9 protein-coding genes and 1 other annotated feature are annotated in these 14,616 nt (G+C 40.0%); of the genes, 7 read left to right on the top strand and 2 right to left on the bottom strand.

Going from position 1 to position 14,616, the window contains the following annotated elements; all coding sequences use genetic code 11:
* Positions 1–12: 12 nt before the first annotated feature.
* The 4 genes from PQ456_RS13485 to PQ456_RS13470 all read left to right on the top strand — a co-directional run bounded on the left by PQ456_RS13485 (position 13) and on the right by PQ456_RS13470 (position 3,730).
* The gene (locus tag PQ456_RS13485) at positions 13–1,335 is read left to right on the top strand and encodes an ABC transporter substrate-binding protein (protein ID WP_273612757.1); all 1,323 of its coding nucleotides are present in this window, start codon (positions 13–15) and stop codon (positions 1,333–1,335) included.
* Positions 1,336–1,504: 169 nt separating this feature from the next.
* Entirely contained in the window at positions 1,505–2,389 is an 885-nt protein-coding gene (locus tag PQ456_RS13480) for a carbohydrate ABC transporter permease (protein WP_273612756.1), read from the top strand.
* Positions 2,390–2,419: 30 nt separating this feature from the next.
* Positions 2,420–3,301: a carbohydrate ABC transporter permease gene (locus tag PQ456_RS13475; RefSeq protein WP_273612755.1), complete on the top strand. Its 882-nt coding sequence runs from the start codon at positions 2,420–2,422 to the stop codon at positions 3,299–3,301.
* 258 nt (positions 3,302–3,559) lie between these two features.
* Complete coding sequence (locus PQ456_RS13470; protein ID WP_273612754.1) at positions 3,560–3,730, top strand: hypothetical protein; 171 nt, start codon at positions 3,560–3,562, stop codon at positions 3,728–3,730.
* A 103-nt stretch (positions 3,731–3,833) separates the two neighbouring features.
* On the opposite strand, the gene PQ456_RS13465 is transcribed toward PQ456_RS13470, so the two are convergent.
* Positions 3,834–4,958, bottom strand: a complete 1,125-nt coding sequence (locus tag PQ456_RS13465) for a LuxR C-terminal-related transcriptional regulator (protein WP_273612753.1) — start codon at positions 4,956–4,958, stop codon at positions 3,834–3,836.
* Between the two features lie 332 nt (positions 4,959–5,290).
* Here PQ456_RS13465 and PQ456_RS13460 point away from each other — a divergent pair, with 332 nt between their 5' ends.
* Positions 5,291–6,475 carry a saccharopine dehydrogenase NADP-binding domain-containing protein gene (locus PQ456_RS13460; RefSeq protein ID WP_273612752.1) on the top strand — a complete coding sequence of 395 codons (1,185 nt, stop codon included), beginning with the start codon at positions 5,291–5,293 and terminating at the stop codon, positions 6,473–6,475.
* Between the two features lie 45 nt (positions 6,476–6,520).
* Here PQ456_RS13460 and PQ456_RS13455 read toward each other — a convergent pair whose 3' ends face one another.
* Complete coding sequence (locus PQ456_RS13455; protein ID WP_273612751.1) at positions 6,521–7,696, bottom strand: aminotransferase class I/II-fold pyridoxal phosphate-dependent enzyme; 1,176 nt, start codon at positions 7,694–7,696, stop codon at positions 6,521–6,523.
* Between the two features lie 103 nt (positions 7,697–7,799).
* Positions 7,800–8,045 (bottom strand) — a binding site (T-box leader).
* Positions 8,046–8,385: 340 nt separating this feature from the next.
* Here PQ456_RS13455 and PQ456_RS13450 point away from each other — a divergent pair.
* Both PQ456_RS13450 and PQ456_RS13445 read left to right on the top strand, forming a co-directional pair.
* On the top strand, positions 8,386–11,691 hold the full coding sequence (locus tag PQ456_RS13450) for a chitobiase/beta-hexosaminidase C-terminal domain-containing protein (RefSeq protein ID WP_273612750.1): 3,306 nt from the start codon (positions 8,386–8,388) through the stop codon (positions 11,689–11,691).
* 165 nt (positions 11,692–11,856) lie between these two features.
* Positions 11,857–14,577, top strand: coding sequence for a glycoside hydrolase family 2 protein (locus PQ456_RS13445; RefSeq protein WP_273612749.1), 2,721 nt, complete (start codon positions 11,857–11,859; stop codon positions 14,575–14,577).
* Positions 14,578–14,616 lie beyond the last annotated feature (39 nt).

Here is a 14,616-nt window from a genome sequence, read left to right as displayed (position 1 = left end):
ATGAAAAGAGTCATGACAAAGGGGTATTGGAAAAAAAGTATCGGTGTACTCACAGGTGTTCTTTTATTAAGCAGTATACTTGCAGGATGCGGGAATAGTTCAGAATCGTCTACAGGATCAGGTTCTACAGGAGGAACAAGTGAAACGGTTATCTATGACTGGCAAAATGCAGACAGTTATGTGTATAAGATGTCGGAACAACTAGCCAAACAATACAATGAACGTAAAGATGCGACAACCACGATGAAAGTACAGCATATCCCGGGAACTGATCGGTATTATCCGAAGCTTAATGCAGAGCTTGCGGCGAATGCAGGCCCGGATGTATTTGTAAGTCATGCTGCTGGTAAGTTAAAAACGTATGCAGATTCGGGCAGAATTATGGATTTGACTGAAATTTTGAATGCTGATCCTGAATGGAAAAAAAGCTTTACTTCAGGGGCATTCAATCTACTGACATTTGATAATAAAGTGTATGCGATCCCGACAGCATTTGCGACAGTGCCTCTTTTTTATAACAAAGAAATTTTTGCAAAATATAATCTGACTCCACCAACTACTTACGAAGAACTCAAAAATGTTATTAAAGTACTTAAAGATAATGGCGTTACACCATTTGCATTTGGAGCCAAAGAATCATGGACAAGCGCTCTATTTAGCGAAATGGTAGCGAATCGAATCGGTGGAGACGAGCCATTTAACAAATTGATGGAAGGAACAGGCACATGGATGGACCCTTCGTATATTCAGACAGGAAATGTAATGAATGAATTACGAGATATGGGTGCTTTTCCTTCCGGATTCTTAGGATTGGATAATACTGCAATTACGAATATGTTCAAAAATGGTGAAGCAGCTATGTTCGTGATGGGAAGCTGGGCAGTAGGTTCAGTAGAAGCAGCAGATTCCAAAGTTCAAGGCAAAATAGGAATCGCCAAATTCCCTACATTTGAAGGCGGTAAAGGTGATCTAAACACATGGTTAGGGCAACCTAGTTACAATCTAGTCATTCGCGCGAATACCAAAAATAAAGATGCGGCTCTTGAATATATCAAAGCTTGGACAAGTAATGAAGTCCAGACCAAATTGGCAGAAGAAAATGGAGATATTCCAGCAGTCAATGTGAAGCTGGATAAAGACAAAGTGCCTGCTGTTGCACAAGATTTGCAAAAAGAAATGTCTGATATGAAAGGCATGTTTATTTTCTACGATGTAGGTCTGGGTGCGAAGATCGGCGATGAATACAATACAACGATTCAAGCGATATTAGCAGGACAAGCACCAGAAGAAGCTTTTCAAAGTCTAGAGCAATTCACGCAAGATAACAAAGAATAAAAAACAGCAAAGTATTCATTACAAAAAAATACAGTAAGAAATCATAATTCTCTGGCATCTGAATGATAAGGAGCCTTAGTGATAGTGATTTCTTACTGCTTATTCCTCAGCTAGATAATCTGCAAAGTAAATATTAGACACCATTGTAGTTCTGGAAAGGCGGAAGATGATGGAACGAATGTTACGAAATAAGTCAGCGATTATTGTATTTTTGTTGCCTGCATTGCTACTGTATACAGCGATCGTATTTATTCCGATTGTGGCTTCGATTTATTTTAGCTTTTTCAAATGGGATGTTATTAGTCCGATGAAATTTATCGGTCTGGATAATTACACACGTATGTTTACCAGAGATTCGGTCTTTTTTACCAGTATCAAAAATATGATGATTTTATTGTTTGTCAGTCTGGTTATTCAGCAAGGACTCGGATTTTTGCTTGCTATTTTGATTACAGGTTCGATCAAAGGCAAAGAATGGTTTAAAAATATTTTCTTTTTTCCAGCGGTTATCTCTAGTGTGGCTGTAGGGATGATGTGGAGCTTTATCTATAATCCTGAAATTGGCATGCTTAATAAATTGTTAGAAGTGCTGGGGATGTCCTCACTGGCTAACGATTGGTTATCTCAACCGGATACAGCAATGTGGGCGGTATCTTTTGTCGTAGGCTGGCAATATCTCGGGTATACGATGATTCTGTATATTGCTGCTATTCAGAATATCCCTGCGCATATTTTTGAATCGGCTCGGATCGATGGTGCGGTAGGTTGGAAAGTTGTCTGGCATATGACGATTCCACTGGTACAACCGATTATGAAAGTAACAACGATTCTGATAACAATTGGTTCACTCAAGTTCTTTGACCTCGTATTTGTCATGACAGGTGGAGGGCCTGCCAATCAGACACAGGTACTCGCTTCTTATCTGTACGGTAGATCGTTCCGTCAATTTGAATACGGGTATGGAGACGCCTTGTCTGTTATCTTGTTGTTAATGTGTCTGGCGGCAACAGTGCTGATCAATATGATTTTCCGCAAATCAAGTATTGAATATTAAATCGGATAGCGATGGGGGTGAACAGGAAGGATGAAATCTTCGCCTTATGTAGAGACAACCAAACGGCAAAGTAATGTAGATACACGACGTTTTTTTCCGCTAGGTAAAATCATGATTTATGCTGTGCTGTGTTTTGTAGCGATTTTCTATGTATATCCATTGTTATGGTTATTGCTTAATTCGCTCAAAGAAACACCTGAAATCTATACTAATCCATGGGGATTGCCCCAACACTGGATGTGGAGTAATTATTGGAATGCCTGGACAACAGGTAATACAGGCAGATATCTGCTGAACTCGGTCTGGATTTCTTCAGCTACTTTGGTCGCTGTACTGGTATTTAGCGCGATGTCGGCATATGCTTTAACCAAATTACGTTGGAAATTATCAAAAGCGACGTTTGTTTATTTTCTATTAGGAATGATGGTTCCGATTCATGCGACATTGATTCCACTGTTTGTATATTTTACCAAAGTCGGATTAGTGGATTCGCAGTTCGGTCTGATTCTGATTTATATTTCATTTGGATTGCCAGCGGCTGTACTGGTATTGTGCGGATTTTTTACAGGTATTCCGAAAGAAATGTTGGAAGCTGCTGTGATGGATGGCTGTACAGTATATAGTATTTTTTGGCGGATCGTTATACCGATCTCGAAGCCTGCGCTGATGACAGTTACGATTTTGAGTTTTGTGGGGGTTTGGAACGAGTTGTTATTAGCACTTGTCTTTATTTCTGATCCTGACAAACTCACGCTTCCTGTTGGTCTGACCCGTTTTGCAGGGGAATATACAACCGATTATGCACCGATGTTCGCAGCGATTATGATCGCTACCATTCCAACAGTAGTTTTATTCGCTGTGTTCAACAAACAAGTATTAGCTGGAATGGCTGAAGGCGCGATCAAAGGTTGAGTTTTATCGACTTAATTGACTAGAAACACAAGTAGAAGTACAAAAAAGATCTGCACTGATCCTAATACCAGCCCTGTAATAGCAAATGCTCTACCATGTGTAGTACGAATCGAAATAAGACTTAAACGTGAGCACAAGAATAAGTAATTATTCTTCATACATTTTTCAGCTAATCTTAAGCTAGTTTCCATAAAGAATTCATATACATTGGGTATAATATAAGTATAGAGTTCGTATTCTGGAACTGGAGTGATTACAATGAGTGAAGAATTTTTGGATGAATTACACAAAATTAGCCATGATGATGATTGGCGCTATAAATTGTTAATGCAAGGTGTTAAGCAGACACTGGCGACTCGCAAAAGCGAAAGTGCGCTGAAACGATACATGAGACGTAAAAGCAAGCATATTACTGCAATCTGGAAATAAACGAAGAGTGCTATCGATTGGGTAAGTTGATATTTAATCGAAAAATCACTTTGATTTGAATGTCTCATGTATATGTGTAATGTCTACTTATTATGTCGAGATTTTACAATGATAAAGGTACATTATTATCTTCTAGACATGTTGTTCGGGATAATAGACGAGCGATCAGTTCTCTACGACTGGTCGTTTTTGTTTTGCTAAAAATAGATTTGAGATGATCTTGCACAGTATACGGTGAAATATGCAAAATATCAGCAATTTTGCGTGTTGATAATCCTTCGATCACTTGATCGACAATCTGCTGTTCACGTTCAGATAAATGATAAGCTTCCATCATCCATGGCAAAATATCAAGTGGAGAAGCCGATTGGATCGCTATCATCAATTGGACACCGGTGTTCTTGCCATACAGACCATACGCTGTAATATGTACATAATCATGTTGACGTACAGGTACACATACTTGAATAGGTGAGTTTTCTGTCGAAGGGTGCTCCCACTGGTGTGATGATTTTGCTGTATGAGTATAATCAGCTAATGCCATACTAGCTACAGCAAGAATAGGACGTGGAAGTACAGATTCGGTAATGCCTTCATGTTGACGTAATACGTCCAACCAGTGGCAAGTATCCGAATTGGATGACAACAATTCTAATTGTTCGGAGAACATCATAATGCCAGGCGAACGTAATTTGATTTCATTGACAAAAGGAATCGCTAGACTGAATTGACGCAAATGCCGGGCAATCAGAGGAGAAATTTCACTTAATACCCCACATTCTTGTTCGCTAAATAAAGATTGATCTTTTTTCCGAAAAAGGGTCAAATATCCCCAGCATTTACCTTTATATAATAAAGCTGCCCGTAATTCATCTCCAAAGCCAGCAGGCTCCAAAATATCTCGATATCGCGAACTCTGTTCAGGTTGACCTTCTGTAATATGATGCAATGTCACTACAGGATGATCGGAATAAACCAGTTCATCATAGTGATTGATATCTTCATGTCCGTATTCATAAGCTAACAATTGATGATGAATGGATTCGATATTGTGTTCGACTACTGCTCCAGTAGACAGTAAGCGATACGGATCAATATTTGTACAACAAGCACCTGCAAAAGGAATCATTGGTTTTAATTCTTCTAATAAAGAGTGGATATACGCATAAGAAGAATGAGAACGTTGCGCGAATTCTTCGAGCTTTTGCATGTAAGTCGGTGTATTCATAATGATCGCCTACCTTTGTTAGATTTCTGTCCTATCAGTTCTATCTTTGCTCATGTATACGATACAAATCCCATCTTTCTGGGATAGTGATCTTACGATAACTCTATATACTTAATAATAGTTACCGATTATACCAGAAGGAGCATGACTATGACCAATTCCGATATATCCATAAGCTGTAACGATTCCCCAGCAGAACAGTACATAGAGCGTATTTATCACAAGATTCCAGATTATGAGTATCTATACAGGCTAACAGAAGATGGACTTCAAGTGCAATCAACGCATAAATCATATCCAAAATATAGAGATAAATAGTAGGGGTGTAACCGATGGAAAAAGAACAGATTGTTGTTGTAGGAGGATATGGAAGTGTAGGGCAGACTATTTGTCAGCGCTTAAGTGAATTATTTCCAGAACAAGTGTATGCTGCTGGAAGAAATATAGCCCGAGCAGAGCAATTTAGCCGTACCACCAAAGGAAAAGTAAAGCCATTACAATGGGATATCAAGCAACATCCGGCTATTACTATAGATCATGATTATACAGAATCACATGTCATTATCCAGCCTCATATTCAAGAACAATTTGAACAATTATATCAATGGTCGAACGTAAAATTAGTTATTATGTGTCTGGATCAGCATGATACGATATGGGTGCAATATTGCTTGAGTGCAGGTATTCATTATATTGATATCTCGGCTAAAGATTCTTTTCTATATCAGCTAGAACAACTGAATTCAGCTTCTTGGCAAGCGACAGCATTACTGAGTGTAGGGCTAGCACCTGGATTAACCAATTTACTAGCACAGCATGTCTGTACCTTATTGGATCATATCGATCAACTAGAATTGTCTGTTGTATTGGGATTAGGAGAACATCATGGTCAAGCAGCGATCGAATGGACAGTCGATCAGTTGAATACCTCTTTTTCGGTGAAAAAGCAAGGAGAATGGAGCGAAGTTCATAGTTTTACCGAAGGACGCAGGGTGTTATTAGGCACAGCATTACCTTATCAATATGTATATCGTTTTCCATTTTCAGATCAACAAGCATTAGCCAGAACAACAGAGATACCAACCATATCTACACGTCTTGGATTTGATTCAGTAGCAATAACCAGAATAATCGCTAGTCTACAAAAAATAGGCTGTTTCCGTTTATTATCAATCTCATGGATACGTAGAGCTATTGTGGCTATATTTAGCAATATGCATATAGGGAGTGAGCAATATGGTATCCAAGCAGAAGTGATTGGCTTATACGACAATCAATTAGTATCGGTCTCTGGTTGGTTAACAGGTTATCGTCAGTCGATTGTTACTGCTGAAGTGACAGCGATTGTTGCAGAGATACTCTATACTTCAAATATGCCTTACGGTATTTATCATCTACAACAGCAAATAAGCTGGGAGCAAGTAATCACACGTCTGCAACAAGTGATCCATATCGAGTGGGGAATAGAACATGATCCAATCGATAGAGCTGAATCTTCAATATCAGTTCAGCTCTAAAATGATTGATCATACATCACTGCATTTATCTTATAAAAAGATCTACTAAAGAGTCTGCAAAAATTGACGCATACGTTCTAATGCTTCATCCAATTGCACAGAAGATGTAGCATAAGAGCAACGTATAAATCCTTCGCCACCTTTACCAAATGCTGTACCCGGTACAGCCAATACACCCACTTCTTGTAACAATCGACCTGCAAACTGTTCTGAAGTTAAACCTGTATGAGCGATAGAAGGGAAAGCGAAAAAGGAACCGAGTGGTTCATGACATTGTAGCCCGATTTGACGTAATCCTTGTACAAAAGATATACGGCGAGCATTATAGGAAGCCATCATTTCATCTTTTGCAGCCAGACCATGAGGTTTGAGCGATTCCAGCGCAGCAATCTGACCTAGAATCGGTGCACACATAACAGTATATTGATGGATTTTGAGCATAGCCTGAATTAATTCTTCAGGGCCACAAGCATATCCAATACGCCAACCGGTCATAGCAAAAGCTTTGGAAAAGCCACTAAGTAACAATGTTCTTTCTTTCATACCCGGGAGACTTGCAAAACTCACATGCTTTTGCCCGTATGTTAATTCTGCATATACTTCATCGGTAATCACAACTAGGTTATGATCTTCGACAATCTTAGCAATTGGCAACCAATCTTCATACGTCATAATTCCACCTGTCGGGTTACTTGGATAGCTCAAAATCAATATTTTGGAACGTGGTGTGAGACTTGCAAGTAGTGAAGCAGGTGTTAATTTGAAATTGTGCTGAGCAAACGTCTCTACCTCAACAGCAACACCACCACCTAGATTCGTGATCGGTGAATACGATACATAACAGGGAGCAGGGACAAGAATCTCATCACCTTCGTTAATCAATACACGTAATGCTAGATCAAGTGCTTCACTGCTACCGATGGTCACCATCATTTCATGGACAGGATTGTAAGTAACTTGGAAATTCGTATGCAAGTAATCAGCAATACTTTCGCGTAATTCAGGTAAGCCAGCATTATGAGTGTACGTTGTTCTGCCTTCTTCTAGCGCACGAACACAAGCTTCACGTACTAGACGAGGTGTAGGAAAGTCAGGTTCACCGATACCAAGTGAAATAATATCGGTACGTTCTGACGAATAATCGAAAAATTTGCGAATACCTGAAGGTTTCATTTGCTGTATAGAAGGGGTTAAAAATTGGCTAATAGTTGATGTTGTCATGATTGTTCCTCCTCAAAAGTCTTTGAATAGTGAATAACGATCTGTTCACGTATAAGATTCAGTAGAGGATGAGGGAAAAGAAAACAAAAAAGACCCGTCCCTAAAAAGGGACGAGTCTTTTACCCGTGTTACCACCCTAGTTCCACTTTGTGCGTACACAAAATGACACTCTGCTACGTATCTATCAATACGTGTTCCCGTTAACGCTGGACATGCGGCAGCACCTAGTTGGTTATTTCAGCCTGCTTCTCGGAGATGGCTTCAGCTAGCATCTGAACGTTGGTTTGCACCGTACCCAACTCTCTGTAGATCAGATTACAAGCGTACTCTTTCTCGTCATAGAATGTGTATATATTTCATCATTATTTATAAGTGAAATCATTACATGCAATAGATAAAAACGATTAGCGATTGATCGATCAAAATCGTAGGCTTAGTATAATCCCTCTTTTTTAGAATTGCAATACCTGAATTGGAAAATAAGAATGTGCACGACTCGAATAAGCTGTGATTTTATTCAAGTTGATCATTAGATTTTTCAATAGTTTGTGCAGAAATAATCAAATGGATCTGTAGATTATTCAATTAATTCTAACGATTCTTCAATTTGTAAGCGTTATCTTTGTAATATGCTTAAGAAGCTCACAAACGAACTGTTTATTATTCTTATCATAAAAGGAGAGAACAGGATGAAGAAAAAAGCAAGATCGGTATGCAGTAGTATTGGAATTGCGATCTTAATGTTATCCCTTTTACTGCCATGTTTTCAAAGCCCTCTTTTGGCAGCAACCTCAACAGCAGCGTCAGCAGAGATTAACCGCACAGTCACTATTAACACCTCAAATGTAGTCCAGTCCGACTTTTTGGGGATAGGCGTTAATATTATTCCAACCAATCTGATGGCGCTGGGTGCTAAATATGGATATAACGACGCTTATTGGGCGATGGATACGCAACGTATTTATCAATTTCAACCTAAAGTAGCTCGTGTCTGGTTTCAATTGGATTGGATGGAACCAAGTAAAGGAACATATACATGGAACAGTGAAAAGATGCAGAAGTTTTATCAGTATATTGATGCCTTAAAAGCGTCAGGAACCGAAGTGGAATTGAACTTTGGATGGAAAGTAGGTTCCAGTATTCAAAGCTGGTTTAACTTTCCTAATCTAAAAGATCCATATGTCAGCGCACCGACTGATCTGCCGGCGTATGCTCGTTCTGCTTCAGCATTGTTGAACGAATTAATCAATAAGCGTGGATACGACAATATCAAATATATGACTTTTTATAACGAACCTAATGGAAGCTGGGATTTTGAAGGACCTACCGATCAGAAAGCGTATTTTGCTCAAATGTCTCGAGCAGTTAGTGAACAGTTAAAAGCAGATGGATTACGTGATCGGATTCAGTTATGGGGACCGGAAGAAACAGGAGCGCTCGATTGGACACAATACATGAAGCAAAATGCAGATGATGTATTCGATGCATATACTTTTCATGTCTATGGAGCCAGCTATAACGATCTGGGAGCACGAATCGCAGAACGCAAATCAGCAGTTGGTTCCAAGCCGATTGTGATGACTGAATTTGGATGGGGCGATGATAATGCGAGCAATTGGGATTCAGGCTTTGCCAATTCTGTCATTCGCGCTGCTAATGATGGTCTACAAGGAGCACTAATGTGGCAACTTAACGGTGCATGGACATCTGATCCTGATGGTGATACAAACGGCAGTTATACGATGTGGGATGGATTACCGTTAGGGCTAAAACCTAATAAAACTTATTATTCTGCCGGATTGTTAGCTAGATATGTACCTGAACACAGTCAGGTGCTTGCAGTAAATACAGGCGGAGCCAGCGATATTCGTGCAGCCGCTTTCAAAGCCAAAGATGGTAATTATACGATTGTATTGGAATCGAAAAGTGGACAAAGCAAAAATGTTACGTTCGATTTTGGAACAACCACGATCGGCAAAACGTTTTACAAAATGAATTATCAAGATGATGTACAGCGCGATGGTAATGCGTTATTGCCAGCAGTAGAAAATTCATTTACAGCGAACCAATCATTCACCGATTCTGCTATCAATAGCGAATATAACGTGTCTATTTATACAACAGCGAAGCCACAGGCACAGGTGAAGATGACACCGATCGAATCAACCGTAGCTTCAGGCAGTACATTAACATTGAATGCGACAGTGATTGACGCTAGTTATAGTCAGACAAGTGTAGCAGCAGATACGTATACGACAGACGATATATTACCTGTTACTGAAAATGACGTAAAAACGAAAGAGAAACAGGATATTTTCAATAATTATTCGACCACTACAGCAACTTCAGATACGTATGTTACTCCAGCGGAAGAATATACACTGGCTTCTGCATCGACAGATGTGACCTGGAGTGTGGTTGGATCAGGCAATGGCACAATCAGCAGTACCGGCGTATATTCTCCACCTGATGTGACGACCGAGAAATTGGTAGCTATCAAAGCGACAAGTGTAGCAGACCCGAAGGGATATGGAATTGCTTTAATTAAAGTCATTCCGCAATCGATAGCAAGTCGGGTAGACGCAACAACACTGAGCTTAAAGGCCGGTGTGTATGATACATCTGAAGCGGTCACTGTAAAAACAGGCACAGCAGGAGCAGAGATTCGTTATACGTTAGACGGTAGTGTGCCTACCACTTCTTCAAGTCTTTATACCAAGCCTGTTATTTTACCTGAAGGTGGAACAAAAGTATTCAAAGCAAAAGCGTTTAAATCAGGATTAACTGCTTCAGGTGTTACTTCTGCTTTGTACAAAATATTGCAAAATAGCACAGGACCTGAAGGGTATCAATTCTGTATGTATGAAGGAGGTACATGTAGTTTTGACGGCACAGCCAGTGTAGCGTATGGAGCAGATGGATTGTTCAAATATGGCACATTTACGAATGGCGTAGCATGTACAGATGAAGCTTTTGGCGGTGATCCAACACCTAATCTACCAAAGCGTTGCTATTATACCAATGATGTACCCGAGCAGACACCTGTTGTAGCGATCTATAATACAGGCTTTGAAAAGCCAACAGTATCTACTACCAAAACAGGGCCGTTTACAAGTGGTTGGACATTCGATAGTCGGTCTGGAGTACAGCGAAACGGCAGTGCTTTTGGCGCAACTACAGCACCGGAGGGACAACAAACCGCTTATCTCAAAACCGATGGCGGTGTAGCCGGTAGTATTACGCAACAACTAAACTTTCCTAAAGGGGAATATAAGCTTAGCTTCAAAGCTGCTAAGCGAACCAGTTTTGGAGGAACACAGACTTTTGATGTGTTTGTAGATCAGACCAAGATTGGATCATATGCTCCTACGTCTGGTAATTATACAACGTATACTACCAATGCTTTTACAGCCAATGGAAAACGTACAATACGATTTGTAGCGACAACCACAACAGGCGATAATACAGCATTTCTTGATCAAATCTCGATCCAGTTAGCTAGCGATATATCAGTACCACCGTCAAATCCTGAAGCGGTAATAGCCAATACAAGCTTTGAAAATCCTGCGACAACCAATACCAAAGTAGGCCCGTTTACAAGCGATTGGGTATTTAGTACACGTTCAGGTATTCAGCGTAATGGTAGTGTATTCAATCCAGCCGCCAATGCTCCAGACGGAGTACAAACGGCTTATCTCAAAACAGATAGTGGAGTAGCAGGATCGATTAGTCAAAGTATTACATTTCCAGCAGGCACTTATGCATTAACATTTCAAGCTGCCAAACGAACCAGTGTAGGAGGAACGCAAACATTTGATGTATATGTAGATAACAAAGTGGTCGGTTCATATTCGCCAACATCAGGCACATATACATCATATACAACTAATAATTTTGTAGTTACTGCCGGAGAGCACACTATCAAATTCGTAGCTACCACATCGACTGGAGACAATACTGCTTTTATCGATCAAGTCAAACTCATTCAAAAATAATACTTTTATAAAAAAAGTAAAAGATGAAAACGTAAAAACGTAATTGTGAATCGTGAATAGGTATCTCATACAGATCACTTTACCCAGATAAAATAACAATTGCCGATAAGACGAACGCTCTCTATCTGTCTTATCGGTTGTTGTTATCAAGAGGAGAATCACAATATGAATCTAAAGCAAGCCCGCAGTCTTGACGAACAAGATCGACAAAGCTTTGCTGCTACACATACACCATGGGATGCACCTGCTGAAAAAATCTCAGTACAACCTATAACAGCTTCTTCAAATAATATGAATGATTTACTAGCTACGTATTCTGTCAATCCATCTTATATAAAAGCTCCACAACAATATTTAGATGGCAACTGGGAAATGGTGCAGGGAGGTGAAGCAGAACAAAGAATCCATCAATCGTGGGAATCGGTTATTTCCGTTCCTGTACCTGGCAGTATTCATCAAGGGTTAGTACAAGCAGGTATATTAGATGATCCTTCTTTCGGTGAACATGCCGCTCAAGCCAAACAGTATAGTCATCAAACATGGTGGTATCGCTGTACGTTTGATATCGAAGATATCGCTGTATTTGCTTCATCCCGATTGATCTTTGAAGGTGTGTCTCCATCATGTGATGTCTGGTTAAATGGTACTCGTCTGGGTGATCATCAAGGAGCATTTGGTGGGCCGATATATGATCTGGGTTCCCTGTTGCAGTCAACCAATACATTGATCGTTCAAGTTCATCCAGCACCACTCGGCAATGAATGGAATATATGGGAGTCGACAGTTGTATTTAATTGTAATTACGGATGGCACTATGTGAATTTACCAGCAGTCGGTATCTGGCGTTCTGTACGTATTGAAGCTATTCCGTTAGTCCAGATCCAACATCCTTTTGTTCAAGTAAACAGTACCGCTCAAGCCAAGCGAGGAGAGATTGATCTTGCTTTGACATTAGCAAGTCAGCAATCAGCATATAAAGGTGTGTTGTATGGTGAAATTGTTCCTGATAATTTTGCAGGGCAATCGATCAAGTTCCAACAATCTATCCAACAGGATTCTTATCTATCTGAACCAGATCATGTATCTACTTATTACACTTGTGATGTACATCTACAATTGACGATTCCAGATGCACATCTCTGGTCACCGCTAGATATGGGTGAGCCATATTTATACCGATTACAACTAATATTTATTCCAGATAGTCCAGCCATATCAGAAAATTCTATGATCATGCACAATCGTATATTGATAGATCAACAAGAGATTACATTTGGATTACGATATATCGAAATGAAACCGTTACCTTCCGGTCAACAAGCCGATATGTACAACTGGACGTTAACCGTAAATGATCGTGCTGTATTTATTAAGGGCAGTGGTTGGTGCACGTTAGATGCCTTGATGGATTTTTCAAGAGAACGATATGATCATTTTTTGAGTTTGACAGCTCAGCAACATACTAATTTTTTGCGTGCTTGGGGTGGCGGTATTCCAGAGACAGATGATTTTTATGATCTATGTGATCGCAAAGGGATTATGGTGATGCAGGAATGGCCAACGTGTTGGGGAAGTCATGCGCGTCAACCGCAGGATGCTTTAGAAGAAACAGTACGCCTGAATACATTACGGTTGCGTAATCATGCTTCTCTTGTTATGTGGTGTGGTGGCAATGAGACCAGTACTGAACTGGATCATCCCGCTATCCAGATGATGGGACGTTACAGTATAGAACTTGATAATACTCGACCTTTTCACCGCACTGATCCATGGGGTGGAAGTACACATGATCATATTGTATGGAATGGATGGACACCAGCATATAGCTTTGATTATTACGCTAATTTGGGCGGTATTATGCTTAGTGAATTTGGATTAGCATCTGCACCTAACTTGGAATCGGTATTGCGTTATATGCCAGCAGAAGAACAGCAGCAATGGCCTCCGCTACCGGACAAAAGTTTTTATCATCATCTTCCTGCTTTTGATACGCGAGATGAGTTACGCATTTTATCAGAATTTGCAGATGCATTTATAATATGTGATCGACTGGAGCACTTTGTTATCGGAACACAGCTTGCTCAAGTTACTTCATTACGTCACAAAATGGAATCTGCTCGTTGTCATTTTCCAGCTGAAATAGGTGTAGTGACTTATAAATTAAATGATGTGTATATCGGCGTATCGTGGGCGACGATTGATTGGTACGGGGTACCGAAAATGTCGCACTATTTTACACAGGATGCTTATCAACCGTTGTTAGCTTCTGTGTTATTTAACAAATTAAACAGTCCTCATGAAGATCAGTCGTTACCTGTCTATGTGTTAGACGATCAAGGCGTATTAGATCAATCATGGTCGGTCGGGGTACGCGTCTATGACCAGCAATTACAAGTGATTCAGGCAGAAAATTGGCAACAAGAGGGCACAATGCCATCAGTACATCTTATCGGTACTATCGAACTTCAACAGGCACCATTAGCAGAGTCTCCGTTATTGATCGTATCTGAGATTATGCAGGGTAATGAAGTCAAATGTCGCACGTTTTACTGGTTAAATTTTGCTGATCGTCAGGGAGTGCTATGGAACTTACCACAGACTTCGTTAACAGTGGGTCAGCCTCAAGCCTCTAAGGTGTCACTATTGGATTCCTCTGTTGATTTTCCCTATGAGATTGAAGTGAAAAATACAGGGACATTACCCGCAGTAGGCGTAGAATTGTATAACCAATCGGATGATGTAGAGCAGTCTATTTTGGTAGCAAGTGATAACTTTTTTTGGTTAGATGCCGGAGAAAGTCGCTGGATCGGCGTAACCGATCATCGTTCTTTGCACGTAAAAGCATGGAATAGTTATACAGGACAAGCTTATTCTCAGTCTCAATAATGAGAACTTTATTGCGTATGATCTACTACTAATCAGCAG

It is taken from the genome of Paenibacillus kyungheensis, assembly GCF_028606985.1.
GTDB lineage: Bacteria > Bacillota > Bacilli > Paenibacillales > Paenibacillaceae > Saccharibacillus > Saccharibacillus kyungheensis.
Note: the sequence above shows the minus strand (reverse complement) of the source record. Positions and strands in the feature narration are given on the sequence as shown.